The organism is Rhodoferax aquaticus, from assembly GCF_006974105.1.
GTDB lineage: Bacteria > Pseudomonadota > Gammaproteobacteria > Burkholderiales > Burkholderiaceae_C > Allorhodoferax > Allorhodoferax aquaticus_A.
Genome location: NZ_CP036282.1, coordinates 4073147 through 4099238, shown reverse-complemented (window position 1 = coordinate 4099238; position 26092 = coordinate 4073147). Strand labels below are relative to the sequence as shown.

Genomic DNA, 26092 nt, shown 5'->3' with positions numbered 1-26092 from the left:
TGTATGAGCCGCTATTTGGTGACTGGGGCCGACGGCTTTATTGGCCGCCATCTTGTTGCTCTTCTCCGGAGCGTTGAGCCGCATGCAGACGTCTTGACGGTTGGACGTCATTGCAAACTAGACGTACGTGAGAACTGCATGGATGTGTTCATGGCAGCTGGTGCGGTTGATTACATTTTTCATCTGGCAGATGTTTCAGGCAATGCGCAATGGTCTGCACAACACGCAGTCGATCAATTTTTTTCGAACACAAAGATAAGCACCAATGTTTTGGAGGCCACAGCCGTTCATCAAAGATCAGCCCGATTTATTGGGGTGAGCTCATTATGGGCGTATCCATCGCATGTGCGTTTGGCGCGTGAGTCAGATTATTGGACTGGCCCACTGGTTGAAGCAACACAGCACTACGGTTTCAATAAAAAATTGATTGGCGTAGGCTTGCAAGCGTGCAAGCAGCAATATGGCCAAAAAGGTACGGTCTTAGTGCTTGGGAGTACCTATGGTCCAGGCGATCGATCTGACCATGTGATTCCATCACTGATTCAACGCATGAGTGATAACCAAAAATCGCTAGAGATTTGGGGTAATGGATATCAACGGCGAGATTTTACATTTGTAGAAGATCAAGTGCGTTCTATGTATCTGCACCGAGATTTCGATGGGCCTCTCTTGAATATATCGAGTGGGCGCACTTACAGCATCCGAGATGTTGTAAGTGCGCTGGTATCGACTAGTCAGTATGGGGGAGAGGTGCGGTATCAATCAGATGATCCAGGTGAGGTTGATGAGAGAGCGTTGGACATATCCTTGGCAACAGCCTATTCGGGTTGGCCAAGTATTCACAAGATGCACACCTTGGAAGAGGGAATCAGATTAACTTTGAAGGGTAGACAAAATCATGGCTAAGAAAGCACTCATTACAGGCATCACTGGGCAAGATGGATCGTACCTCGCGGAACACTTGCTATCTATGGGATATGAGGTCTACGGATTAATCCGACGAAACTCTGTAACGGAGCACCAGCAATCTCGCCTTGAGCACATTGCCGATTCCGTTCAAAACGAATATGGTGATGTACTCGATGTTGCCTCGATCGATCGCGTTCTCTCCAAAGTAAAGCCTGACGAAGTCTATAACTTGGCAGCGCAGAGCCATGTGCGTATCAGTTTTGATATTCCTCAGTTTACTGTTCAGGCCAACGCCTTAGGTGCGATGAATGTTTTGGAGTCAGTCAGAACCCACTGTCCAGAGGCTCGTTTTTATCAAGCTAGCTCTTCTGAAATGTTTGGCAATAGTGTGGATATTGATGGCAAGCAGCGTGAAGATACGCGCATGACACCTGTTAGCCCCTACGGGTGCGCTAAGCTGTTTGCCTACAGCATGGTTCGCAACTATCGCAATGCATACAAGCTGTTTGCATCTAACGGCATTCTGTTTAATCATGAGTCTCCGCGCCGTGCTTCTAACTTTGTAACTACAAAAATCGTAAAGAATGCGATTCTGATTTCGAGGGGAAAAGTAAAGCAGCTAGAGCTAGGCAATCTTGACTCTCAACGCGACTGGGGGCATTCCAAAGATTATGTCAAGGCAATGCACCTGATCCTTAATCATGATAGATCCGATGATTTCGTGGTTTCGACTGGCGAGACGCGCTCCATAAGAGATTTGTGCGAAATAGTGTTTCGCAAACTTGGGCTGGATTACCGTGACTATGTCGTTCAAAACCCGAAATACATGCGTCCCGAAGAGCTTAGTTATCTGTGCGGTGATTCCACAAAAATTCGCACGACGCTTCATTGGAAGCCTGATTACAGCTTCGAGATGCTGATTGATGACATGTTGGACAGTTTTCAGGGATTAGTGTGAACGCTCAGATTGTTGGAACGGCTCAATTGTCAAACTCTGTCGAACCACTCGGGAGAACTCCTGCCTAGGCCAAGTCAAAGGGCTGCCACTTTACGCTTAGGTATCCAACTGGTTGGCTGTGGCTTAGTGGGTGTAGACAGCCAGGACGGTATGAAGTGGTTGGCGACTTGATTACTTCCGATGAAGCGTCAGGAATGGCACCTCAAAATTGGCTTATCAGGTTGAAGTAGTCGCATGATCTTGGTATGTCGCGATTGCTGGCTGATTGATGAGGTCTGGTCTCTGCTGTCTAGGCATGCGTTTGTGAGGTCCATGTATTTCGTTTGCAAATGAGGCAAATTCTTCCATTGAAGGTCTCTAGGAAAGTAACTGGTTGATATGGCCAGACATTTATGGGGTGGCCAAAAATGACAAAAACGCTGGACTTAGGATGTGGTGCTAGGCCCCAAAACCCATTTAATGCCGACGAAGTGTTCGGCATTGATATAGGGACTGATTTCGGTGCTCACGTCAGGTCTGTAGACCTAGCGATCGAGCCTATACCGTTTGAAGACAACTCGCTTGACTTTGTTACTGCGTATGATTTTCTTGGTTATGTTCCCCGTGTGATCTACACCCCCAAGCGGCGCAACTCTTTTGTAGAGTTGATCAACGAGGTGTACCGGGTGCTGAAACCGGGAGGCTACTTTTTGTCCTCGACACCGGCATACCCGCATGGCGAGGCCTTTCAGGATCCTACGCACGTCAACATCATGACGGACCAAACACTGCCGCTGTGCTTTGACGACACAACACGCGCGGCAGCCAGGTACGGATTTAACGGCGCCTTTCGCATCGAAACTCACGAGTGGCGGGGCCCGCACATTTTCGCGGTCATGCAAAAAGTGAACCTCGAACAATTGCATGCCCCAGTGACAGACGCCAATCGCAAGGTCAGCGTGTTTATTCCGATCTACAACGGGGAAAAGTTCATAGCGCAGACGCTGGATTCGGTGCTTGCCCAAACCATGGTGGACTTTGAAGTGGTGTGTATTGATGACCAGTCCACTGACGGCAGCTTGGCTGTTTTGCAAGCCTATGCACAAAAAGATGCGCGCATCCGTGTGTTTCAAACGCCGCACAACATGGGTACCGCCCCAAGAGCTCTGAACTATGGCTTGCAGTTTATGCAGGGGGGCTACTTCGTGTATTCATCCCAAGATGACCTATTTTCGACAGATTGGCTGGAGAAAACCAGGGCGCGTGCAATTGCAACGGGCGCTGATGCGGTCATCCCAGATCTGGTTTTCTATTACCCCGACGAACCGAGTCGCAATCGCACGTTAAGCGGCCTTCATGGCGACCGTGCGGTGGTGTTAAACAATCGCAATGCAGTGCAGTATTCCTTGCAATGGGAAATCCCGGGCAATGCGCTGTGGAATGCCAACTTGGTCAAGAAGTTCAAGTTTGAAGAGTTTGGTTTGAACTCCGACGAGTTTTCGGTCCGTGTGTTTTTTATGAACTGCAACCAGGTCGCGTTCAGCGAAGGCTGCTTTTACTACCGCCAAGACAATCCCATGGCCGTGACGAAACGCATTACCTATAAGACCTTTGATCGACCTTATACCCAATTTCGCCTCTACCAATATCTCAAAGAGAACCGATTCTCTCAAGAGTATGTGCATCGCGAGGCCATTAAGGTAGTCGATCTTATGAAGGGCATGCGTCAATGGTTGGATCACAATGCCGCAAATATGCCGCCCGACGAAGTGAGCAAAGCGCAGGAGCGCTTGCAAATGACAATGGATTGCCTCAAAAATGACGCCATGTTTTCGGCAGTTATCTAGGCACCCGGCAAACACAACTGAACTGAATGAGGACCGATATGTCGTTAAGTGATTGCCGCATGCTGGAGTTGCCCAAGATCCATGATCCGCGTGGCAATCTCACGTTCATTGAATCCGACAGCCATATTCCCTTTGGAATTGAACGGGTGTATTGGGTATACGACGTCCCAGGTGGCTCTGAACGAGGGGGACATGCCCACAAAGGCTTGCACCAGTTTATTGTCGCGATGTCAGGCAGTTTTGATGTTGTGCTTGATGATGGCAAAGACAAAAAACGTGTGCACTTGAGCCGCTCATACAACGGGCTCTACATCTGTCCCATGATTTGGCGGGAGCTGGATAACTTTTCTTCCAACTCGGTATGCATGGTCTTGGCTTCCTCCAAGTACGACGAGGCGGACTACTTTCGTGACTATGCCGAGTTTATGAAAGCGAGATGGTCGTAATGGTCGAGTTCTTAAGCCTCAAGCGCGTTAATGCGCCCCATGAAGGAGCGATTCAAGCGGCCGTCGCGCGCGTTGTCCAATCAGGGTGGTACATCTTGGGTGAGGAGACCTACGCCTTTGAACAAGAGTTCGCCACCTACTGTGGGGCAAAACACTGCATCGGTGTAGGCAATGGCTTGGATGCACTCAGCCTCATCTTGCGAGGGTTTGATATTGGTGCTGGTGACGAAGTCATTGTTCCTTCCAACACCTTTGTTGCCACCTGGTTGGCAGTTACCTATGTGGGGGCGCAGCCGGTTCCTGTAGACCCTGATGCGCGAACTTACAACATAGATCCCCAAAAAATTGAAGCTGCGATCACGCCAAGGACTAAAGCAATCATTGCTGTGCACCTGTACGGCCAACCGGCAGAGATGACGGCAATTCAAGCGATTGCCCGTCGCCATGGGCTTACCGTCATAGAAGACGCCGCCCAAGCCCATGGGGCACAACATGCAGGCAAACGCGCAGGCAGTCTGGGTGATGCCGCAGCGTTTAGTTTTTATCCTGGCAAAAACCTAGGTGCCCTGGGCGATGGCGGCGCGATCACGACAGATGATGATGCGTTGGCGGCGCGCTTACGTAAATTGCGCAATTACGGCTCCAGCGTCAAGTATCAGCATGATGAACTCGGGGTGAACTCCCGATTGGATGAGCTGCAAGCAGCGGTTTTGCGCGCCAAACTGCCTTTCTTGGATGCTGAAAACGATGCCCGCCGTGCCGTGGCGCAGCAGTACATGGACGCGCTAGCGGGGGCTCCCATAGAGCTTCCGTTTGTGCCGCAAGGGGTTGATCCTGTTTGGCACCTATTCGTGGTGCGTACAGCTGCACGCGACACCTTGATTCAGGGATTGAAGGCACATGGCATAGGGCACATGATCCATTACCCTATTGCATGCCATGCGCAGCCTGCCTATGCAGACCAGGTCTGGCCCGCATTACCAGTGGCGGAAGCCTTGCAGCACGAGGTCTTGAGCCTGCCGATTGCACCTTACCTATCTGCACAAGACGTGCAGGCGGTCACAGATGCTGTGAGAGCTAGTCTGTCATGAAAATCACTACGGTTATCCCTGCCTACAAAAGCAAGTACCTCATGGAACTGCTGGCTTGCTTGGTGCACCAGTCGGAGCCGCCTTCCCAAGTTATCTTTTCGGACGATACACCCGACTTCGCGTTTGCGAAGGTGCTCTACTCTGAGCCCGTCAAGTCGCTCATTGCGCACTTGAACGTCACGGTGGTGGAAGGGCCGCGCAAGGGCGCGCATGCCAATTGGGCACACTGTGTGAACGCCTGGGGTGGGCGCACAGAGTTGCTTCATATTTTGTGTGACGACGACATCGTGTATCCCTTGTTTTACGAGCAGCACCGCCGCGCGCACATGGCGGGTACCTTCAGTTCCACGGTCAGCCGCCGTTGGTATGCCAATGAAACAGGGCAACTCACGCGCATGGCCCTTGAGGTGCCTGAGGTGATGGCCAATCACCCTATGCGATGGCACGCGTTAGATGCCAAAACGCTGTTCACAAGCAACGTCACCCGTGGTGCCAACTGGTTGGGCGAGGTATCCAACGTGGTGATGCGTGCAGAGACTGCGCTATTGGTGCGAGAGCGACAACAAGTGGGCATCAGTTTCGCGGGCCTGGAAGACTTAGGTTCTTTTGTCTGCGGCGCGATGACCAACCCGGTGTGTTTTATCAATGAGCATCTAGGGTACTTTCGCACCAGCCCTACACAAAATTCAGCCCAAACGATGGGCATGCCTCTGAAGTTGGCGCACTTGGCCTATATCACTTTGGGGATCATCGGCCGCAATATGGGTGTGATTAGCGCCGAAGAGGCGCACAAATGTGTAGAGGCCGTAACGCCAGCTTTCCTGTGGCATTACCGTGGTGAAGAAGATGTGCGCCATTTTTGCGAAGTTCTGCCTCAAATGGTGGCTAGAGTCCCCGGCGCGGAATCTCTTTTTTTGCAGTTGTGGAGCGAGTTTTCAAAGTAGAGAGTTTTTCGCTATCTCACTTGCTCACCCAAGACGCGCCCCCTTGCATTGTGGGCCGGGATCAAGACGGTGATCGCAGCCATTGCTAGGCCTAGCAGTCTTCTAGTGCCACAGGGATGCCTGCTCCCGCCAGCAGCGCCTGTCGGGCAAGTCGCGTGTCGGCATTCAGCGCGGGGCGCTGTTTGTAGAGGGCCAACATAACTGGGGCTATCAGGTCATCTCGGGTGTTACCCCTGCGCAAATTCTCGGGTGCGGTGGCTCGGCTTTTGTGGATAACCACGGTGTTCGTGGGCACATGCTGCAGGTCATGGTGGGCCAAACACTGCAACGCAAAGTCCCAATCTTCATAAATCAGCATGGTGGTGTCATAGCGCACATGCCGGATGACGTCGCTGCGGTAAACCAAGCAGCTGTTGGGAATGCTGTTGCGCACAAACAGGCTGTCTTTCACCACCCCGCCGATAAAAAAACTCTCTTGCGACAAGGCTTGCGGCGGGTCGCTGGTGCGGTCTTCATGTTGAACCTTGAAGTCGCAAAACAGCAAAGGCGGCCGGGTGTTGCCGATGTGCTTGGCCAAATTGGCAAGGTGCTCAGGCTCTAGTGTGTCGTCGTCATCCAAGAACAGGATGTAGTGGGTCGCCGGCATCTCGGCACACAGTGCCAGCGCCATATTGCGGCTTACCGCGGGGCCACTGTCGCCACTGCGGATCAGATAGTGGTAGCGACCTTGCAGCGTGGCAAGTTCTGGAAACGGGGGAATGTAGGCACCCGTGTCGTCCACCACAATGACTTGAAACTGTGTGAAGGTTTGCGCAGCCAGTGAGCGGAGGGTCCGCCTTAGTAGCAAAGGGCGGTTGTGGGTCGGAACAATGATGGTGAACACGGGAGCTTGTCCTTTCGCCGTTTAGGCGGGCAGGGGCACGGGAATGCCTAGTTCGCAATGAATCTGTGCCAACAGCGCACGCAAAGGCTGGGCGAACCGAGCCATGCTGGCATCTGCATGGCCGCTGTAGTGCTTGAAATTTACACAATAGGCGCGGCTTTGGCACACACAGTGGTGAATGCAAAACTGGGTGTAGCTAGGCTCGTCCAAAAGGCCTGAGTTGCCCAAAGTACGGTTGTACACGCCCAAGGCGGAGATGGGGGCGGACTGAAACAGCGCGAGCGCCTCCACCCGCCCAGGGACGCGGTTGCGTTGAATGGTCACCAAGCCCTGTTGCATTGACGCTGTCTCCCTTGCAGTGGTTTAGGCTGGGCCTACCTGTTAGTCGTCCAGCGTGGTTGGTTTTATAGCACGGGGTGCACGGCTTGAGCACCCTTTTGCTATGTTTTATATAGCTATCTAGGCTTATTCCGTGTGCGCATAGGCCCGTTTTATCAAGTTAGCGGCTGCCCCCTACACCTGCATGTTCATGATGTCGGTATACGCCTGCACCATGCGGTTGCGCACATGCAGGGTGGCTTGGAATCCGACCTGCGCTTTTTGAATGGCCACCATGGTTTCTTCTAGGCTCACCTTCGGGTTCTCCATTTGCACTTCCCGTTGGAGTTGACCTGAGAGGTTTTGAGCAGCGCTGACCGAAGTCAGCGCGTTCTTCATGGCCACCGAAAACCCACCGCCCACGCCTTCAACACCGGCTGTAGATGGTGGGCGCACCGCATTGCTGGGGCGCACCGATGTGGGCATGTTGACGGGTGTGAGCTTAAGGTCCATGAGGTTCTCCCCTACAAATCAGGGTGAGGCAATGCTAAATCCGTGACCCGCAAAACATTAATTTGAATTGATGGGTAAAGCTTGTGCTTATTGCCCTCATGTTTTGGGGGGTGCATCGAATAATCAAGTCCAACCCCTTCTTGCACCTTGGCTCTATTGCTATACCTTCATGTCTGACGTCGCAACCCTTCCCGCCAACAACGCTGAGCTCGTGAACCCCACGTTGTTTCAACGCATGTCTGCGCTGGACCAGCGCCAACGCCTCAAGTTGGTGCTGGGCGTGGTGTTGTTTGTAGTGATTGGCATTGTGGGCATGGTGATGGGGCGCCAGTCGGAGTGGAGGGTGCTGTATTCCAATTTGGCGGATAGGGATGGGGGTGCAGTGATTGCCCAGCTAAGCACCATGAACATTCCGTACAAGTACACCGAGGGTGGCGGAGCGATTTTGGTGCCCGCTGACCGCGTGCACGATTTGCGGCTGAAGATGGCCTCGCTTGGCTTGCCTAAGGGCTCGGTCAATGGCTTTGAAATGATGGAGTCCAACCGCTTTGGGATGACCCAGTTCCAAGAGCGCCTGACGTTTCAGCGGGGTTTAGAGGGCGAGTTGACGCGTTCTATACAAGCGCTGTCTTCCGTGCAAAGCGCGCGGGTGCATTTAGCCCTGCCCAATCAAAACGGGTTTTTCAGAGAGCAACAAAAACCCTCTGCATCGGTGTTACTCAGTCTTCACCCGGGCTACTCGTTGGACAGGACACAACTCGCCGGCATCGTGCACTTGGTCGCCTCCAGCGTACCGGAAATGGACACCAAGGCGGTCAGCGTGCTAGACGATACGGGCAAGCTCTTGTCCAACCCCCCAGAGGGTGGGGGTAACAATGGGGCCGATGCGGAACAACTCAAGTTTGCGCAGCAGATTGAGCAGTTGTACAGCCGCCGCATATTGGATATTTTGGAACCCGTGGTTGGCAAAGACAATGTGAAGGCGCAAGTGACGGCCGAGCTGGACTTTTCTCAAACCGAGTCCACCACCGAGTCCCACAAGCCCAACCAAACGCCTGAAACCAGTGCCGTGCGCAGCCAGCAAACGGTAGAGAGCACCAACGGACCCGGTGCCGCCGTCCCAGCGGGTGTGCCCGGAGCCACGACCAACCAGCCGCCAGCCCAGGCGGCCGCGCCTATCAATGGTCAGCCGCAAGCCGTAGCGGCCGCCAACCAAGGGGCCACCCCAGGCGGCGGTGGCAAACGGGAGTCCACCATCAACTACGAGGTGGACCGCACGGTCAAGGTGGTCAAGGGAGCAACCGGCCTGATCAAACGCATCAACGCAGCGGTCGTGGTCAACAACCAATCCACCGTAGACGACAAGGGTAAGACGATCAGCGTGCCTTTGAGTGACGCACAAGTCGAGAAGATGACCGCTTTGGTCCGAGAGGCCGTGGGCTTTAGCAAGGACCGGGGCGACTCTGTGAACCTGATGAATGCGGCATTTGCGCCCGAAAAGGTGGCAGGCAATGAGCTGCCACTGTGGCGGCAGCCTGAAATACAGGACATGGCGAAGAGCCTTGCGTGGCCCTTGGGGACCTTGCTGTTGGGGGCCTTGGTGCTGTTGGGTGTGATACGCCCGGCCATGAAGACGATGAACCAGCCACCGGTTTCCTTGGAAGCTGCAGAGCAGAGCGAAAACGCTGGACCGAGCTTGAACGCGATTGAGGGCGAGCAGCCGGACCGCCCTCTGTTGTCTGGCCCGAATGCCGAGGCGTCGGCCGTGTCGGCTGCCGAGCAACGGTTGGAGGATGCCCGCAAACTCACCCGCGATAACCCCGCAGCCGTGGCAAACATTGTCAAAGCCTGGATGAACGGAGAAGCACCAGGCTAAAGCTTGGCGCAAAATACGACCATGGCAACTCCAGACGAAGGCCTACAAGACGCTGCGATTCTGATGATGTCTCTCGGTGAGGCTGAAGCATCGGAAGTGTTTAAGCACCTCTCGCCCAAAGAGGTGCAAAAGCTGGGTGAGGCCATTGCCAAAACCCAGCAACTCACCCGCGAGCGGGTGGACGATGTGGTGGTGAAGTTCACCGGGGTGGCGGCGTCGCAGAGTTTGCTAGTGTCTAACTCCAGCGACTACGTGCGCTCGGTGTTGAAGCTGGCCTTGGGCGATGACAAAGCGGCGTTGCTGATTGACCGGATTTTGCAAGGCGGTGACGTCTCTGGCATTGAAAGTCTCAAGTGGATGGACCCTCTGTCCGTAGCCGAGTTGCTGCGCAACGAGCATCCTCAAATCGTGGCGGCCATTCTGGTGCATCTGGAATACGACCAAGCGGCAGACGTATTGAAGAACCTCACCGAACGCCAGCGCAATGAGGTCATGCTGCGCGTGGCCACCATGGAAGGTATCCAGCCCACGGCCTTGAAAGACCTGAACGAAGTGTTGTTCAAGGTTTTGGCTGGCGGCGACAAAATTCGCAAGGCATCTTTGGGTGGCGTGAAGACCGCAGCCGAGATGATCAACCTGATGGGTACTGCCATTGAGGGTACGGTGATTGAGTCCATCCGCAGCCACGATGCCGATCTGGCGCAGAAGATCATGGACAAGATGTTTGTGTTTGACGATGTGAATAAGCTCGATGACAAGGCCATTCAAATGGTGCTCAAAGAGGTGTCGTCCGACGTGCTCATCGTGGCACTCAAGGGGGCGCAGCCCGAGCTCAAAGAGAAGATTCTTGGGAATATGTCCTCACGCGCCTCGGCTACCTTGCGTGAAGACTTGGAGTCGCGCGGCCCCATGCGTTTGTCAGAGGTCGAAGCGCAGCAAAAAGAAATTCTCAAAGTGGTGCGTCGCTTGGCCGACGAGGGACAAATTGTGATTGGCGGCGGAGGTGGCGATGACGCCATGGTCTGATGACACGCCCTAGCTCACGCTTTTTAACGGGGGCCGAAATCGATGCCGCTGCGGGCTGGGAGTTTCGCCCGATTGAGCATGCCTCTGAGCGCTTTGCCGCCAAGTTGCGAGCCCAAGCGCTGGAAGAAGAGCAAAGCCGCCATGTGCAAGAGCGCCAAGCCGGTTTGGCGGAGGGCCATGCCAAGGGCCACGCAGAGGGCTATGCCGAAGGCTTTACCCAAGGCCATGCCCAAGCCACTTTAGAAGGGCAGCGCCTTATCACCGAGCATATTGAGGGCCAAGCGCGCACGGTGACTGAGAGTTTTGCTAGCATTTTTGAGTCCGCCCAAACCCAGTTGGCGGCGCAAGAGCAAATCATGGCGCGTGGTGTGCTGGACTTGGCGTGCGAGTTGGCGCGCCAAGTGGTGCGCCATGAACTCTCTAGCAACCCCAATGCATTGCAACCGGTGGTACGAGAGGCCCTGTCTATGCTGTCGCTGGACTGTAAGGCGGCTTTGGTGCGCTTAAACCCGGTGGACGCCGAAGTGATGGCCGATATGTTTGCCGCCGAGTTTCCCCATTTGGTGCTGAGTCTTCACCCGGACTCATCGGTTACGCGTGGTGGCTGTTTGGTGGAAGCCACTGGTACCGTGGTAGATGCTACGGTCGAAAGGCGGTGGATGCGTGCCTTAGCCAACTTGGGGCTGGAGTCGGCGTGGGAAGTAGAGGGCGATGATGGAATCGACTGATCTTGACCCAGAAGCTGCGCCGGATGAAGCGCTACAGCCGGTCGAGCCGCCTGCGCCTAGCCATTGGCAAGAGTTTCTTGACCGCGCGCGTAAAAGTGCGCAGCGCGACACCCCTTTAGAGGTGCGCGGCACCTTGACCCGCTTGACCGGTTTGGTGCTGGAAGCCACGGGTATTCGCGTGCCCGTTGGGGCGCAGTGCATAGTGACCCAACGTGCCCGCGAACCTGTGCTGGCCGAGGTGGTGGGCTTCTCGGGGGAGCGCGCATTTTTGATGCCTGCAGGTGATGTGTACGGCCTGTCGAGCGGGGCGGCTGTTGCCCCCGCGGCGCCATTTGTGCCCGTACCACGCTTGCATGAGTCTGCGGATGAGGCCCATGCTGCCGATGCTGGCATGTTGCGTTTGCCATTAGGCGATGGTTTGCTGGGCCGTGTGATTGATTCACAAGGCAATCCTTTGGACCGCATGGGCCCCATTGCCAATGTGACCTCGAAGTCGTTCAGTCGCAAACCCATCAATGCCATGGACCGCGCCCCGGTGCGTGACGTTTTGGACACCGGTGTGCGAGCCATCAATGCCTTGCTCACGGTGGGCAGAGGCCAGCGTATTGGCCTTTTCGCCGGATCGGGCGTTGGCAAGAGCGTGTTGCTGGGGATGATGGCACGCTACACACAAGCCGATGTGATCGTCGTGGGCTTGATTGGCGAGCGGGGCCGAGAGGTCAAAGAATTTATCGAGGACATTTTGGGTGAACAGGGCCGAGCGCGCTCGGTCGTGGTCGCCGCACCGGCCGATGCCCCACCCCTGCTGCGCATGCAAGGTGCCACCTACGCCACGGCAATTGCGGAAAGCTTTCGCGACCGCGGGCAACATGTGCTGTTGCTCATGGACTCCCTCACGCGCTACGCCATGGCGCAGCGGGAAATCGCTTTGGCCATTGGCGAGCCGCCCGCTACCAAGGGCTACCCTCCCTCGTGCTTTGCCAAGTTGCCGCAGTTGGTCGAGCGCAGTGGCAATGGTTTGAATGGCGTGGGCTCCATCACCGCGTTTTACACCGTGCTCTCTGAAGGGGATGATCAGCAAGACCCCATTGTGGACGCTGCGCGCGCCATTCTGGATGGGCACATTGTGCTGTCACGCACCTTGGCGGAGTCGGGGCATTACCCCGCGATTGATGTGGAACAGTCGGCGTCACGGGTGATGCACAACGTGGTGTCGCGCGAGCACTTTGAGTTGGCTCGCCGTTTTCGATCCATTTATTCAAAGTACGAACGGGGGCGTGACCTGATTCAAATTGGCGCATACGCCAATGGATCTGACCCCGCCTTGGACGAGGCGATTGCCTTGCATGAAGGTATGGGGCGGTTTTTGCAGCAAGATATGTACGAGGCGGCCTCATTGGATGAGGTGCTAGAGCAGCTGAAGGTCGCCACGAACGCGGAGCCCGGCTACCTATGACAACGGTCTTGATGGAGGTGTGCAATGGCTGACCTGCGGGGAATCTTGCTCGCCATAGATTTGGCCACACGCCAACGCGACGAGTACGCCAAAACGGTGGCACGCGCCCAACGCACGGTGCTGCATGCGCAGTCCCAGATGGACGCCCTGACAGGGTATGCGGGTGAGACAGACCAGCGTTGGTTGGGGGCAGGTGCCTCGCAACTCTCTGTTGAGTTAATGCGCCACCACTACCAGTTCATGGATCGTTTGCAGGCCGCCATTGCCTTGCAGACACAGGCCATTGCGAATGCGCAGCGGCAGGTGGAATTGGTTACCAAAACCTTGCTGCAAGCGGAACACCGACTGGCAGGTCTGAAACAAGTTCTGGCCTCACGCCAGTTGACGGCACTGAAGCAGCAACAACTTCGCGAACAGCGCCTAACCGACGAGATGGCCAGCATCATGCATGCGCGCCGGCAAGCAGCCTCTTTGATTGGAGAGTCACCATGAGCATTGAAAAAAGCCCTCCTCCTGCGCGCGAAGCCAAGGCGCCGGTCTCCGAAACCAAAGCGCCCAAGAGTAAGTCGGGTGCCACCGAGGAATCCTCCGCGGAGGGCAGTAAAGAGGCCAGCGGCGGCTTCGTGGCCATTTTGGCCGCTCTGGACAGCGCCACGCCAGCTCCAACAGCGGCATTGCCGGTAGACCTTGTCTCCAGCAGCACGGTAGGGGATGCGAACATCGGCAAAGACGGGGTGAATGATGGCGGGGCAAGTTTGTTGGGGGCCAGCACAATGGACAACGCCGCTTTGCTCGCACAGTCGCAACAATGGGCCGCGAAGGCTGAGACGGGCGTTAAAGATGCGGATGCAAAGTCATTGGCACCACGTCAGCCTGGTGTTCCCGTGGCCCAAGCGCAAACCAAGTCGGACACGGAAATGGCGTTACCGGTGGCGCACAAGCCACCCAAGCAAGCCCCAGATTTGGGCTCTGGTAAGCCAGACTTCGGGGCGACATTGGCTGCAACTGCGGTTAAAGATGCACCAGCGGAGTCCAAAACGCTGCTGTTGGCACAGAAGCAAGAGGACCAACGTATGGCCCCTGTGGCGCAAGCAGCGGCAGCCAGTGTCGCTGTGACCGTAGCTACCCCCGTGCGTGAGGAGCGCATGCGTGAGTTTTCGCTGCCCAAAACCCAGGACAATGTGTCAACTCCGCAGGGCGTCGCATCGAGCTCCCCCTCGCTGAGCACCGCAACCCCGGCCGCGGTGGCACCGGTCGCGGAGGTGTATGTGCCTGAGCAGGTGAAGTACTGGATGTCCGGTGATGTTCAAAATGCGGAGATGAAGCTCGACGGCATTGCAAGCACGCCGGTGGAGGTCAGCATCTCCATGCAAGGCAACGAGGCACATGTGGTGTTTCGAACTGACGAAGCCCAGGCGCGCAATGCCTTGGAAACAGCAGGCACCCAGCTTAAAGACATGTTGATGCAAGAGGGGCTTGTGTTGTCTGGTATGTCTGTGGGCACTTCCGGCTCAGGTGCGTCGGGGTCGCAAGAACGCCAAGGACGGCAAGGGGCGCGACATGCCACGGTACCTGTTGCGCAAAACCAAACCCCAGCTATTGGACCCTTACCCCCAAGAAACTCCGGCCGCACCTTGGACTTGTTTGTTTAAGTGCCTAGAGTATGTCAATATGAACGCAACGCCAAGATTTTCAATCGATGTCGGGGCAAGCTCAGCGCCCTTGCGCTGGCCCCCATCACGCTCATAAGGAACGACTGTGTCAGACAAAGCCGAAGCAGCCGATGCGGGCAAAGCCCCAGCGAAAAGCAAAAAAATGCTCATCATCATCATTGCCGCCGTGGTGGTCTTGGCCATTGGGGGAGGCGCAGCATTTTTCTTCATTAGCAAGCAGCGCGCTGCCGCCGAAGAGGGCGTTGACGGCGCTGAACCTGCACCCCCACCCAAAGCCGCCCATGCGGCACCCAAGCCTGGCACACCGCCGACGTATTTGCCTTTGGACAATATGGTGGTGAATTTGGCAGACCCAGGGGGCGAAAGAGTGGCACAAGTGGGTATCACTTTAGAGCTTAGCGATGCACATGCGGTCGATACAGTAAAGGCCTACTTACCCACCATTCGAAGCGGTGTTTTACTGCTGGTGTCGCAGCGTACAGCGGCGGAATTGTTGACCCCTGAGGGGAAAGAGAAGCTCGCAAAAGACATTTTGCGAGAAGCGGAAGTGCCATTTGGTGGTGGGCACGATGACGAAGAGGAGGCTAGTTCGAGCAAAAAACCCAAATCAAAACGAAGGGTCGTTCACGTGGAGTACCCGGTGGTGGGCGTTTTGTTCTCTAGCTTTATTGTGCAGTAAAGGTGTTGTAGGGCGCTTGGTATGAGTGAATCATTCCTTTCACAGGAAGAAGTTGATGCCTTACTCGAGGGGGTAACTGGCGAGAGTCAGAAATCCGCAGAGCAGGTCACGGAGAACGGCGAGGTCCGTCCGTACAACATCTCCAGCCAAGAGCGCATTGTGCGTGGGCGTATGCCTACGATGGAGATTGTGAACGAACGGTTTGCGCGCAATTTCCGGGTGGGGCTGTTTAACTTTATTCGGCGTAGCCCTGAAATTTCGGTGGGCTCCGTGGCCGTGCAGCGCTACAGTGCTTTCTTGCGTGAGTTGGCCGTGCCGACCAACTTCAACATCGTGGCCATTCGCCCCTTGCGCGGCAGTGGCTTGATTGTGTGTGAACCGGCGCTCGTGTTTGGCGTGATTGACACCCTGTATGGCGGCCTAGGCAAGTACCAGACCCGTATCGAAGGTCGTGACTTCTCTGCGACAGAGCAACGGGTCATCAATCGCTTGGTAGACGTCATTACCGAGGAGTATAAAAAAGCGTGGAAGGGCATTTACCCCGTCGAGCTAGAGTACCAACGCTCCGAGATGCAGCCCCAGTTTGCCAATATCGCGACGCCTAGTGAAATCGTGGTGTCCACTTCGTTCCAGCTCGAAATTGGCGACATTTCGGGAAGTATCCACTTCTGTTTTCCCTATGCGACGCTAGAGCCTATTCGCGATGTCTTGTATTCATCAACCCAAGGTGACTCCATTGAGGTCGATAAGCGGTGGGTCAATCTGTTGACCTATGAAATCCAAGCTGCCGAAGTGACTTTGGTTGCGCAACTGGCCAAGGCAGACGCAACCGTGCAGCAACTACTGTCTATGAAGAAGGGCGACTTTATTGAACTAGAGAGGGAATCCACCATCCAAGCTACGGTAGACGGCGTGCCACTTTTTGAATGTCAATACGGCACGCACAACGCCAAATACGCAATCCGTATCGACAAGGCGTTGCGCGGCAATGACAAAAACTGGCTAGGAGATCGACATGGCATCTGAAGATAAACCCGACGACGCAGCTGCCGATGACGGCATGGCCGATTGGGCCGAAGCCCTTTTGGAGCAGAAGGCCTCAGAGCCAGGCGGCGAAAGTGCGCCAGGCGGTGTGCTTTCAGGAGACGCCCCTAAACCTTTTTCGCAGTACCCGTCAGGTGGCTCAGCGGGGGACACGCCTCTCAATGACATCAACATGGTGCTGGACATTCCAGTGCAGTTATCAGTGGAGCTCGGACGTACCAAGGTGCCAATCAAGCACATTTTGCAATTGGGTCAGGGTTCTGTCGTGGAGCTGGATGCCTTGGCGGGTGAGCCTATGGATGTCTTGGTCAATGGCTACTTGATTGCACAAGGCGAAGTGGTGGTGGTGAATGACAAGTTCGGCATCCGCTTGACCGACGTGGTAACTCCGTCAGAGCGCTTGCGTCGTGTGAGCAAGAACTAAGGCCGTTGTGACACAGTCTTTCGTACTTGCCGGGGTATTTATGGCGTTTATTGCCTGCCTACCGCTGGCCGCAAAGTGGTACCGCCAGCGTGCGGGGGTCTTGGGTCCGAGTTTTTCAGGGCAAACACGTGTCTTGTCGGCAGTGGCGGTGGGTACCAGCCAGCGTGTGGTCACCGTAGAAGCAGGCCCTGAGCATGCGCGTGTGGTGTTGGTACTGGGCGTTACCGCACAAACCATTACTTGCCTGCACAGTGCCCCAGCGAGCGCTGAGCAGGGCGATGTGCTTGGCACGCCACCTTTGGCCCACTCCCCGCGTTAATGCATATGCAAACTCGTTGGACAAAATGCTTGGCGCTTGCCCTTGTGCTGCTAGCACAGGGCAGCGTATGGGCCCAAACCGCGGGACAACTACCTCTGCTGGTTGGCTCTGGGGCTGGCGGTGCAAGCTACTCTGTGCCCATCCAGACACTGCTGTTTTTCACAGCCTTGTCGTTTTTACCGGCAGTACTGCTCATGATGACGGGCTTTACTAGGATTGTGATTGTCTTGTCTTTGCTACGGCAGGCACTAGGTACACAGTCCTCACCGCCCAACCAGGTCATTGTGGGCTTGTCTTTGTTTCTTACCTTTTTTGTGATGGGCCCCACCCTGGACAAGGTGTACGCCGATGCGTACGGTCCCTATTCAAAAGGCGCGATCTCCTTTGAACAGGCCTTGGAGAAAGCAGAGGTGCCCGTGCGTAGCTTTATGGTGAAGCAGACCCGCCAATCGGATTTTTCTTTGTTTGCTAAGTTGGCCAAGCTTGACCTGTCGGTAACATCTGAAACTGCGCCCTTTCGAGTGCTAGTGCCCGCCTTCGTAATCAGCGAATTGAAGTCGGCATTTCAGATTGGGTTCATGATTTTCATCCCGTTTTTGATCATCGATATCGTTGTGTCCAGTGTGCTCATGTCACTGGGCATGATGATGCTGTCCCCCGTTTTGGTGGCATTGCCCTTCAAACTGATGCTGTTTGTACTGGCGGACGGATGGAACCTTCTGGTTGGCTCTCTGGCGGCCAGTTTTGTAAGTTAAAGGGCCCTCGCATGAACTCTCAAATGGTTCTGACAATGGGGCAAGAGGCCCTGCTCATGTTGCTCATGGTGTCTGCCCCTGTGTTAGGTGCTGCACTATTGGTGGGCCTTCTGGTGAGTTTGTTTCAAGCAGTCACCCAAATTCACGAGGCAACTTTGGCCTTTGTGCCAAAGCTATTGGCTGTGATTGCGGTCTTTGCAGTGGCTGGCCCTTGGATGTTGACCATGTTGGTGGAATACATACGCCGCGTGATCGAGGCAATACCGGGTTCAGTGGCCTAATCCTGCGCGCGCCATGATTTCTATCTCTGAAGCGCAGCTTATGGCGTGGATTTCGCCAGTCTTTTGGCCTTTTCTTCGCACGCTGGCCGTCTTTACCAGTGCGCCGGTGTTTTCTTCACGGGCGTTCCCTATGCGCGCCAAGATTGCATTGGCATTTTTTGTGGCCTTGGGCACACAAGCCAGCATGCCCCCAATGCCCGTGATTGGGTTCAACGATCCGCAAGTGTTTGGCGTAGTACTGCAGCAAGTGGGCATTGGCTTGGCGATCGGCTTCGTTGTTCGTGTCGTGTTTGCGGCTGTAGAGCTTGCTGGTGAAGTGGTCGGTTTTCAGATGGGCTTGAACTTTGCCGCTTTTTTTGACCCGACACTTGGGGCCCAGTCCAGCGCAGTCGCACGGTTTTTTGGGCAAATGGCCTCTTTGCTCTTTGTAGTTATGAACGGTCACCTCATGGTGCTATTGGCCATCAACAAGAGTCTGCATGCGTTTCCCATTGACCAAAACTTCTTGGAAGCGTTGAAGAAAATGAAGCTGTTTCATCTAGGCGCTGACTTGTTTGCCAGTGGTTTATGGATTGCGCTGCCTATGGTGGGTATGTTGATGTTCACCAATTTGGCTTTGGGCATTATTTCGCGGGTAGCGCCTCAAATGAATATTTTTTCAATCGGGTTTCCCATCACGCTGGTGGTGGGACTTTTGGGAATTACGGTAACTTTGCCGATGCTGGACCAGCCTTTCATCAATCTCATGGGGCGTGCAATTGATGTGTTCGGTGGCTAGCGTTTTGCTGCGCCCTCATACCAATCCGTTACGAATGGCGTAGACAGCGAGCTCGGCATTGTTACTAAGCTTGAGTTTTTCAAGCAGGCGGGCGCGATAGACGCTAACTGTCTTAGGGCTGAGCATGAGTTCTTCGGCGATATCTGACAAACGTTTGCCCGATGCAATCTTTAGCAGTGTTTGCAACTCGCGTTCAGACAAGGAGTCGTGCAACGCGCCTGAAGTGGGTGCGGCCAAGTTTTCCACCAGCATCTCAGACACTTCATGGGAAAGGTATTTTCGGCCAGCCGCCACGGTGCGCACCGCCGTGACTAGGTGTGCTGGGTCCCCCGTTTTGTTGAGATAACCCTGCGCTCCCGCTTTTAGGCAACGGATCGCGTATTGGTCTTCCGCATACATGGACACGATGAGTACCTTGGTAGAGGACCCCGTTTCGCGCAGGCTCGCCAGTACTTCTAGGCCACCGCGCCCAGGTAGGCTGAGATCTAAGACCAAGACGTCGCATTGGGTTGTCCGCAACAGCTCCCTTGCCTCAGAATAGTTAGCGGCTTCCCCTATGACCCGAATTTCAACGGCCTCTGCCAGTGTCTCTCTTATGCCTCTGCGCACCATGGCATGGTCGTCACACAATACTACGTTGATCATGGCGCTAAGTGTCCTCTTTACTGTAGCCTTGATTTGCATCTAAGGGGACTGTCAGCGTAATGGCAGTGCCTCGTGCTGCGCTCGTGCTGATGTCTAGCCACCCTCCCACGGTCTTTGCGCGCTCTCGAAGGCCTCGAAGCCCCATGGATTGGGGTTTGTCCATGGCCCCTTCAGTAATTCCGACACCGTTGTCAGCGATCTCTAGGGTGAGCACGCCTCCTGCATCGGAGACGTCAATGCGCACAACGCTGCATTGTGCGTACTTGGAGATATTGGTGAGTGCTTCTTGCGTAGTCCTGAAAGCGGTCAGTTTCACAGGTTTTGGCAGCAAGAGCAGACTGCTGCTGTTGGTGAGCCGGGTTTCAATGTTTGTGCGGCGCTCAAAACCATGTGCCAGCCATTGCAATGCAGCCAGCAAGCCCTGGTCTAGTATCTCGGGCTGTAAGCTCATCATGATGCGCTGACTGGCACCAATGGCATGCTGAAGCATGTCATTGGCTGACTTGAGGTGCGACTGTATGTCGGCATCATCAGTGCGACGGCTGATCCACCCAATGTCCAGCTTGACTGCTGCGAGCGAGCCGCCAATGTCGTCATGAATTTCCCTGGCAATCGAAGCCCTTTCCGATTCAATTGTGCTTTGTAAGTGGGCTGCAAATTCGGCGAGGCGCTGTTCGGATTGCTCTAGGTCTTTATGCGCTTGGCGCTTTGCTTGCCGCGTGCGGTGCACGTCCAAAGTTCGCCAAACGACACGCGCCAATTTTGGCAATTCGTCTTTGTGCAAGTAGTCGCTAATCCCCTGATGAATGGCTGCCACTGCGGCCGCTTCGCCAATAGTCCCAGACAAGATAACAAAGGGGCATTCCGCTTGTCGATGGGCCATCTGATTCCACGCGTCGAGCGCAGTAAAACCCGGGAGGCGATAGTCAGCCAAAACGATATCAAATGCGCAGTTTCGAAGCTCTGCGCCAAAAGCGTCCAATGTCTCGACACGAATTGCAGTGAACTGAACCCCCGCTTTTTCTAAGGCTCTGCAGGTCATTTGGTGGTCCAAGATGGAGTCTTCCAAATGCAGTACCTTTATTGTGTTGACAAGTGGTCGTGGTTCCATGTTCAATGCAATTAGAGCGCGCGATTCTGAGGGTATTAAGGGTGCTGCAGGTAGATGATGACGGATTTTTTTGGGTCAAGGCTCAAAGTTTCCCCAATATTGTCGATTCCTGATAATCTAGATGCGTAAAAGAATTAATGAGCTCAATGACCGTTGGATATCAACGGGAGTTGCGGTAATTAGGACCTAAGACAATGCAATCAACTTTGACGTCGGACGGCGCCCCATCAGTGCAGTTGCCTGTCATGCTCGTGGCGGAAGTTCAGGATTCTTTGCTGGTGGTGGTTCACGATTTATCTCGGCTTGACGGTTTGCTGGCGCACACGATGGAAAACCTCATGGAGCGTTTTACCAGCGCCAGCGCAAATCTGGCTGACCCAGCTTTGGCTGAGTCCAAGGAACTTGATTTGGTGCGCAGCACACTGCGAGCCGCAGTCACTGAGTTGCAGTTTCAGGATATGGCGTCGCAACTCATCATTCATACGTCGAAGATCTTGCAAGGCTGTGCTTACCGGTTGGCCTCAGAGTCTATGGGCTCTGAAGACGGTGAAGCAGTACCATTTGTAGAAGAAGTGCCGGAAAGGCCGAATCCTGTCACTCAGGATGAAATGGACGCTGGATCTGTTGAGCTTTTCTGAGTTTTTCAAACCCTTTTAACCTGTAAATTAGTACACGTCGGAGTCGCAAATGCCCCTAATTCTCGCGGTTGATGATTCGCCATCCATGCGCAAAATGGTTTCATTCACCCTCACTGGTGCTGGTTATCAAGTGGTTGAGGCGGTTGATGGGCAAGATGCCTATGAGAAGGCGCAAGGTCAATCATTTGATTTGGTGCTAACAGACCAAAATATGCCGCGCTTGGACGGTTTGGGCCTAACACGAAAATTGCGTGACCATCCCCAGTTCAAGACCACACCAATTCTGATGCTTACTACAGAGTCAAGCGACTTGATGAAGCAGGCTGGTAGGGCCGCAGGTGCGACAGGTTGGCTTGTGAAGCCATTTGATCCGGCAAGATTGCTGGAAGTGATCAAGAAGGTGATCAAGTAGTATTTTTGGCGGCTTGGTTGAGCGGGTTTTCTGGAGGTCTCTATGGCTGAAACGCATCAAGATAGTGGCGGCGCAGGTGGTGATTTTGATCTAACGCAGTTTTATCAAATTTTCTTTGAAGAGGCGGGCGAGAACCTGGATCAAATGGAGCAAATGCTGCTCAACTTGAATCTAGAAACAGCAGATGACGAAGAGTTAAATGGCATTTTCCGCTGCGCCCATTCGGTCAAAGGTGGGGCCGCCACATTTGGTTTTTCTGATGTTGCGGAGTTGACGCATCAGATGGAGTCATTGCTGGATAGGCTGCGGCGACACGAATTGCAGCCGACAGCCATCATGATTGACGTACTGCTTGAGTCCGCTGACGCGTCACGTAGTCTTTTGGCTCGCCATCAAGCGGGTGGGGAGGGGGATGCACCTCCCACCGCAGATCTCGTTCGTCGCATCAGCGAGTTGGCTGCCGGTAGATCGGTTGCCCCCGCCGCCGCTCCTGTAGTGCCAGCGTCCAAACCCGCTGCTGTAGTGGCCACTCCTGCGGCTTCAGTCAAAAAAACACGTTCTTTGGAAATTTCAATCGGGCCGATCGAACGACCAGAGCAGGCGGATGCAATTCGCGAGCTTTTTCGCGACATTCCAGGGTTGGGTGAGATCACGTCATTGCCTTCTGAGCGCAAGGATGTGCGCGTGTTTATGGTAGAGACAGCATCTACGGATGATGACCTGCTGGACTTGTTCGCGTTCCATGTATCCCGAGAGCACATCAGTATTCGCTCTGTCGATGCGGTTGCTGAAGGTGTAGTCGCAACTCCTAGTGCGCCCGCACCGAGCGATGCATCTCCCGGCTTCGGCTTCTTTGACGGTGCGCCAGGTGCACCTGCAGAGCAAATCAGTGTGTCGGTTGCAGCTACCTCAACTGAATCGAAGGCCGTTAGCCGAGCGCCCTCAAAACCTGCCGCTGGCGCAGTTGCTGCTCAGCCTGAAGCTGCCACCATTCGTGTCGCCATTAGCAAGGTGGATCAGCTTATTAATCTTGTTGGTGAGTTGGTCATCACGCAGGCGATGCTGGCACAAAACAGTCGTGCGCTTGACCCGGCGGTCTACCAACAGTTACTGACAGGGTTGGCTGATTTAGATCGCAATACTCGGGATTTGCAAGAGTCAGTGATGTCGATCCGCATGATCCCAATGTCGATTGTGTTCAGCCGTTTCCCTAGAATGCTTAGAGATCTGGCAAGCAAGTTGGGCAAAAAGGTGGACTTCGTCACACAAGGTGAAGCCACTGAGTTGGACAAAGGGCTAGTTGAGAAAATCACAGATCCACTTACCCATTTGGTTCGAAACAGCTGTGATCATGGTGTCGAGATGCCCGCTGATCGGCTTGCCGCAGGGAAGTCTGAGACTGGCACGATTACGCTATCAGCGTCTCATCAAGGTGGTTCCATCGTCATTGAGGTTCGAGACGATGGCCGTGGAATGTCGCGTGAGAAAATTCTCAAAAAAGCCAGAGAGCGTGGTTTGGACGTATCAGATCAAATGTCTGATGGAGAGGTTTGGCAGCTCATCTTTGCCCCTGGGTTCTCCACGGCTGAAGTTGTCACCGATGTTTCCGGTAGGGGTGTCGGGATGGACGTAGTGAAAAAGAACATTGCGGCGTTGAATGGCACCGTTGAGATTGACTCTGCAGAGGGCTACGGGATGAAGGTCTCGGTGCGTTTGCCTTTGACTTTGGCGATCATGGATGGGATGTCGGTCGGCGTGGGAGAAGAGGTGTATATATTGCCTCTTTCATCGGTGGTTGAATCCTTCCAGGTGAAAGCCGACGCTGTGAGTACCGTGGGGCAAGGGTCTCAACTTGTAAAGGTGAGAGACGAGTACATGCCCGTCATCGAGCTTGAAAAAGTGTTCCAGGTTCCTCGTTTTGACTTCGAAAAGTCAAGTGACATCATGGTGGTTGTCGAAGCCGATGGCAGCCGTGTCGTCCTGTTGGTGGACGAACTGCTGGGGCAGCAGCAAGTCGTTGTTAAAAACCTTGAGTCCAACTACCGCAAAGTGCCAAACGTATCAGGAGCCACAATTTTGGGAGACGGTAAGGTCGCCCTGATTTTGGACACTGGTGCACTTGTTCGCCGTTCACGGCACTGAAACACGACTGTATTGAAGGAGTGAGTCATGGGAATGATGGAAAAGCTGGACGATGTTGCTGTCTCTGGTGCTCGGGAATACTTGACTTTCCGCCTAGACCAAGAGGAATACGGAATTGACATACTTAAGGTGCAGGAGATCAGAGGGTATGAGCCTCCTACCCGAGTTGCGAATGCCCCTGACTTTATCAAAGGGGTAGTCAACTTGCGGGGGACTATTGTCCCCATTGTGGACATGCGGTTGAAGTTCAGCTGCTCGAAGGCTGAGTACAACTCATTCACAGTTGTCATTATTTTGAACCTGCGTAGTCGCATTGTCGGCATCGTTGTCGATTCGGTCTCCGATGTCATGGAGCTGCCGCCTGAAAGCTTGAAGTCCGCTCCGGATATTGACAGCGTGATTGATAACGGCGCAGTACTTGGGCTTGGCTCTTTAGGTGATCGCATGTTGATTCTTCTTGATATAGAGCGTCTGATGTCGTCTCCTGATATGGGGCTTATTGGCGCAGCGGATTAGCGCTTCTTGTCCGTTTGACCATCAGTGATGGCCTCGCGAGGGTGATAACAATGATTGGACGCGGCTCGTATGGCTTTTTCTAACTCAACTAATGCGCGTGAAGATTCTGGGTCGCAGGGCATGAAGGGGCGGGAGTTTGCGTGGACGGATGCGGACTTTGATCGCGTCCAAGGCCTTATTTATCGACGTGCCGGAATAAATTTGCACGATGGCAAGCACGCCATGGTCTATAGCCGTTTGTCTCGACGCCTGCGCGAAACCGGGCACGATAGTTTTCGTGACTACTTGTCGTGGCTTGAGTCAACCGATGGTGCTGAATGGCAAGAATTCGTCAATGCGCTCACTACAAATCTAACGTCGTTCTTTCGTGAGCAACACCATTTTGACGTTTTGACGGAGCACCTGAAGTCTAAACCGGCAAGCTCTCAGTGGAAGCTTTGGTGTAGCGCGGCCTCCACAGGAGAGGAGCCGTACTCTATCGTAATGACAGTGTTAGATGCGTTGGGGCCAAGCGCTAATTTTTCATTGGCAGCCAGTGACATTGACTCAAAGGTATTGGCGACTGCAGGTAGGGGCGTTTACAGAGTGGATGGCCTAAAGGGCTTGGATTCAGAACGACTGCGCCGGTTCTTTCTCCGCGGCAAAGGAAGCAATGATGGTATGGCTATGGTTCGGCCAGAACTGCAGCGGCACATTGACTTCTTGATTGTTAATCTGATTAAGGATGATTGGCCTTTCAGAGATCTTTTTGACGTTGTGTTTTGCCGCAATGTCATGATTTATTTTGACGGTCCTACCCAGAGAAAGGTCCTCGAACGCATACATCGTGTGATGAAGCCTGGTGGCTTACTTTTTGTTGGACACGCAGAAAATTTTGGAGACTCGCGAGACCTATTCTTGCTAAAGGGCAAAACCGTTTATGAACGGCAATAGGCCGTTTCAGCAAATGCACACGTATGAATTTGGATTTGTTTATTTCGAAACAAGGACCACATGACTTTGCCGCAATCATTTAGTGGGTCTTTGCCGACCCGTGGGCTGGCAGCTGTGCCTCCGGGAAAAGTGCTGGCGAGTGGCCGCATTTCTCGAGTTGATCAGTTAAAGGCCCAGCCTCGGAAGCCAGGCGAAGCATCTTTTTTCTACGCAGATCATCATTTTCAGTACGACGCAGTCAAGGTCCTCCCTGGTGAATACTATGTTTCTAGTGAAGAATTGGTCGTCATGACGGTGTTGGGATCTTGTATCGCTGCTTGCATATGGGACGGGAAGGCGCGCACAGGGGGGATGAATCATTTCATGCTTCCTGACGGGGACGGTGCTGACGGCTCTGGTCGCTACGGTTCCTATGCCATGGAGTTGTTGATCAATGAAATGCTCAAGCTGGGTGCTAGGCGTGAGACCATGCAAGCAAAGATATTTGGTGGAGCGCAGGTTATGGCAGGTTTTACAACGATGAATGTTGGCGAACGCAATACCCAGTTTGTTTTGGATTACTTGGCTACTGAGCGGATTCCTGTGGTGTCGCAAGATGTCTTGGACATCCACCCCCGAAAAGTGTGTTTTTTCCCTGTGACGGGTAAAGCGTTGGTTAAAAGACTAGCCCATTCACACCCTGAAACGCTGGCAGTAGAAGAGCGTAGGGGTAGTGCGGCGACGGTTGCGAAGTCAACTGCCGGTGGTACGGTGGATCTCTTTTAAGGT

Annotated in this window: 30 protein-coding genes; 25 read left to right on the top strand and 5 right to left on the bottom strand. The window is 54.2% G+C overall.

Features of this window, described 5'->3' with window-relative positions:
• Positions 1-3 precede the first annotated feature (3 nt).
• From EXZ61_RS18990 to EXZ61_RS18965, 6 genes are all read left to right on the top strand, one after another.
• On the top strand, positions 4-906 hold the full coding sequence (locus EXZ61_RS18990) for an NAD-dependent epimerase/dehydratase family protein (RefSeq protein ID WP_142813360.1): 903 nt from the start codon (positions 4-6) through the stop codon (positions 904-906).
• Positions 899-1867, top strand: a complete 969-nt coding sequence (locus tag EXZ61_RS18985) for a GDP-mannose 4,6-dehydratase (protein WP_142813358.1) — start codon at positions 899-901, stop codon at positions 1865-1867. The genes EXZ61_RS18990 and EXZ61_RS18985 overlap by 8 nt, the downstream gene beginning before the upstream one ends.
• A gap of 407 nt (positions 1868-2274) precedes the next feature.
• Positions 2275-3693 (top strand): glycosyltransferase, encoded by a 1419-nt coding sequence (locus tag EXZ61_RS18980; RefSeq protein ID WP_142813356.1) that lies wholly within the window; start codon positions 2275-2277, stop codon positions 3691-3693.
• Positions 3694-3731: 38 nt separating this feature from the next.
• Positions 3732-4139 carry a sugar 3,4-ketoisomerase gene (locus EXZ61_RS18975; RefSeq protein ID WP_142813353.1) on the top strand — a complete coding sequence of 136 codons (408 nt, stop codon included), beginning with the start codon at positions 3732-3734 and terminating at the stop codon, positions 4137-4139.
• Positions 4139-5230, top strand: a complete 1092-nt coding sequence (locus EXZ61_RS18970) for a DegT/DnrJ/EryC1/StrS family aminotransferase (RefSeq protein WP_142814319.1) — start codon at positions 4139-4141, stop codon at positions 5228-5230. The genes EXZ61_RS18975 and EXZ61_RS18970 overlap by 1 nt, the downstream gene beginning before the upstream one ends.
• Positions 5227-6174, top strand: coding sequence for a glycosyltransferase family A protein (locus EXZ61_RS18965; protein ID WP_142813350.1), 948 nt, complete (start codon positions 5227-5229; stop codon positions 6172-6174). The genes EXZ61_RS18970 and EXZ61_RS18965 overlap by 4 nt, the downstream gene beginning before the upstream one ends.
• A 91-nt stretch (positions 6175-6265) precedes the next feature.
• Here EXZ61_RS18965 and EXZ61_RS18960 read toward each other — a convergent pair whose 3' ends face one another.
• From EXZ61_RS18960 to fliE, 3 genes are all read right to left on the bottom strand, one after another.
• Positions 6266-7057, bottom strand: coding sequence for a glycosyltransferase family 2 protein (locus EXZ61_RS18960; RefSeq protein WP_142813348.1), 792 nt, complete (start codon positions 7055-7057; stop codon positions 6266-6268).
• Between the two features lie 21 nt (positions 7058-7078).
• Positions 7079-7396 carry a hypothetical protein gene (locus tag EXZ61_RS18955; RefSeq protein ID WP_142813346.1) on the bottom strand — a complete coding sequence of 106 codons (318 nt, stop codon included), beginning with the start codon at positions 7394-7396 and terminating at the stop codon, positions 7079-7081.
• A 174-nt stretch (positions 7397-7570) separates the two neighbouring features.
• On the bottom strand, positions 7571-7888 hold the full coding sequence (fliE, locus tag EXZ61_RS18950) for a flagellar hook-basal body complex protein FliE (protein ID WP_168224821.1): 318 nt from the start codon (positions 7886-7888) through the stop codon (positions 7571-7573).
• A 169-nt stretch (positions 7889-8057) separates the two neighbouring features.
• Here fliE and fliF point away from each other — a divergent pair, with 169 nt between their 5' ends.
• From fliF to fliR, 13 genes are all read left to right on the top strand, one after another.
• Entirely contained in the window at positions 8058-9764 is a 1707-nt protein-coding gene (gene fliF, locus EXZ61_RS18945) for a flagellar basal-body MS-ring/collar protein FliF (protein ID WP_142813344.1), read from the top strand.
• 21 nt (positions 9765-9785) lie between these two features.
• Positions 9786-10790 (top strand): flagellar motor switch protein FliG, encoded by a 1005-nt coding sequence (gene fliG, locus EXZ61_RS18940; protein ID WP_142813342.1) that lies wholly within the window; start codon positions 9786-9788, stop codon positions 10788-10790.
• Positions 10790-11518: a FliH/SctL family protein gene (locus EXZ61_RS18935; RefSeq protein ID WP_142813340.1), complete on the top strand. Its 729-nt coding sequence runs from the start codon at positions 10790-10792 to the stop codon at positions 11516-11518. The genes fliG and EXZ61_RS18935 overlap by 1 nt, the downstream gene beginning before the upstream one ends.
• Positions 11505-12974 (top strand): flagellar protein export ATPase FliI, encoded by a 1470-nt coding sequence (gene fliI / locus EXZ61_RS18930; protein ID WP_142814317.1) that lies wholly within the window; start codon positions 11505-11507, stop codon positions 12972-12974. The genes EXZ61_RS18935 and fliI overlap by 14 nt, the downstream gene beginning before the upstream one ends.
• Before the next feature lie 24 nt (positions 12975-12998).
• The gene (gene fliJ, locus EXZ61_RS18925; RefSeq protein WP_142813337.1) at positions 12999-13466 is read left to right on the top strand and encodes a flagellar export protein FliJ; all 468 of its coding nucleotides are present in this window, start codon (positions 12999-13001) and stop codon (positions 13464-13466) included.
• Positions 13463-14626, top strand: a complete 1164-nt coding sequence (locus EXZ61_RS18920; RefSeq protein WP_142813335.1) for a flagellar hook-length control protein FliK — start codon at positions 13463-13465, stop codon at positions 14624-14626. Before fliJ ends, EXZ61_RS18920 begins: the two co-directional genes overlap by 4 nt.
• Before the next feature lie 106 nt (positions 14627-14732).
• Complete coding sequence (locus EXZ61_RS18915; protein ID WP_425353590.1) at positions 14733-15326, top strand: flagellar basal body-associated FliL family protein; 594 nt, start codon at positions 14733-14735, stop codon at positions 15324-15326.
• 21 nt (positions 15327-15347) lie between these two features.
• Positions 15348-16352 (top strand): flagellar motor switch protein FliM, encoded by a 1005-nt coding sequence (fliM, locus tag EXZ61_RS18910; protein ID WP_142813332.1) that lies wholly within the window; start codon positions 15348-15350, stop codon positions 16350-16352.
• Positions 16342-16794, top strand: coding sequence for a flagellar motor switch protein FliN (fliN, locus tag EXZ61_RS18905; protein ID WP_142813330.1), 453 nt, complete (start codon positions 16342-16344; stop codon positions 16792-16794). The genes fliM and fliN overlap by 11 nt, the downstream gene beginning before the upstream one ends.
• A gap of 7 nt (positions 16795-16801) precedes the next feature.
• The gene (locus tag EXZ61_RS18900) at positions 16802-17113 is read left to right on the top strand and encodes a FliO/MopB family protein (protein WP_237219009.1); all 312 of its coding nucleotides are present in this window, start codon (positions 16802-16804) and stop codon (positions 17111-17113) included.
• 5 nt (positions 17114-17118) lie between these two features.
• Positions 17119-17868: a flagellar type III secretion system pore protein FliP gene (gene fliP / locus EXZ61_RS18895; protein ID WP_178084868.1), complete on the top strand. Its 750-nt coding sequence runs from the start codon at positions 17119-17121 to the stop codon at positions 17866-17868.
• 11 nt (positions 17869-17879) lie between these two features.
• Positions 17880-18149: a flagellar biosynthesis protein FliQ gene (gene fliQ / locus EXZ61_RS18890; RefSeq protein WP_142813327.1), complete on the top strand. Its 270-nt coding sequence runs from the start codon at positions 17880-17882 to the stop codon at positions 18147-18149.
• A gap of 13 nt (positions 18150-18162) precedes the next feature.
• Entirely contained in the window at positions 18163-18927 is a 765-nt protein-coding gene (fliR, locus tag EXZ61_RS18885; RefSeq protein WP_142813326.1) for a flagellar biosynthetic protein FliR, read from the top strand.
• A gap of 15 nt (positions 18928-18942) precedes the next feature.
• Here fliR and EXZ61_RS18880 read toward each other — a convergent pair whose 3' ends face one another.
• The gene (locus EXZ61_RS18880) at positions 18943-19572 is read right to left on the bottom strand and encodes a response regulator (RefSeq protein ID WP_142813324.1); all 630 of its coding nucleotides are present in this window, start codon (positions 19570-19572) and stop codon (positions 18943-18945) included.
• Between the two features lie 4 nt (positions 19573-19576).
• Positions 19577-20683 carry a hybrid sensor histidine kinase/response regulator gene (locus tag EXZ61_RS18875; protein ID WP_142813322.1) on the bottom strand — a complete coding sequence of 369 codons (1107 nt, stop codon included), beginning with the start codon at positions 20681-20683 and terminating at the stop codon, positions 19577-19579.
• A 194-nt stretch (positions 20684-20877) separates the two neighbouring features.
• Here EXZ61_RS18875 and EXZ61_RS18870 point away from each other — a divergent pair, with 194 nt between their 5' ends.
• The 6 genes from EXZ61_RS18870 to cheD all read left to right on the top strand — a co-directional run bounded on the left by EXZ61_RS18870 (position 20878) and on the right by cheD (position 26089).
• Positions 20878-21321: a hypothetical protein gene (locus EXZ61_RS18870; protein WP_142813320.1), complete on the top strand. Its 444-nt coding sequence runs from the start codon at positions 20878-20880 to the stop codon at positions 21319-21321.
• 49 nt (positions 21322-21370) lie between these two features.
• Positions 21371-21733 carry a response regulator gene (locus EXZ61_RS18865; RefSeq protein WP_142813318.1) on the top strand — a complete coding sequence of 121 codons (363 nt, stop codon included), beginning with the start codon at positions 21371-21373 and terminating at the stop codon, positions 21731-21733.
• A gap of 42 nt (positions 21734-21775) precedes the next feature.
• The gene (locus EXZ61_RS18860) at positions 21776-23875 is read left to right on the top strand and encodes a chemotaxis protein CheW (RefSeq protein WP_142813316.1); all 2100 of its coding nucleotides are present in this window, start codon (positions 21776-21778) and stop codon (positions 23873-23875) included.
• Between the two features lie 27 nt (positions 23876-23902).
• Positions 23903-24391: a chemotaxis protein CheW gene (locus tag EXZ61_RS18855; protein ID WP_142813313.1), complete on the top strand. Its 489-nt coding sequence runs from the start codon at positions 23903-23905 to the stop codon at positions 24389-24391.
• Between the two features lie 69 nt (positions 24392-24460).
• Complete coding sequence (locus EXZ61_RS18850; RefSeq protein ID WP_237219008.1) at positions 24461-25324, top strand: CheR family methyltransferase; 864 nt, start codon at positions 24461-24463, stop codon at positions 25322-25324.
• Between the two features lie 60 nt (positions 25325-25384).
• Positions 25385-26089 carry a chemoreceptor glutamine deamidase CheD gene (cheD, locus tag EXZ61_RS18845; protein WP_142813311.1) on the top strand — a complete coding sequence of 235 codons (705 nt, stop codon included), beginning with the start codon at positions 25385-25387 and terminating at the stop codon, positions 26087-26089.
• Positions 26090-26092 lie beyond the last annotated feature (3 nt).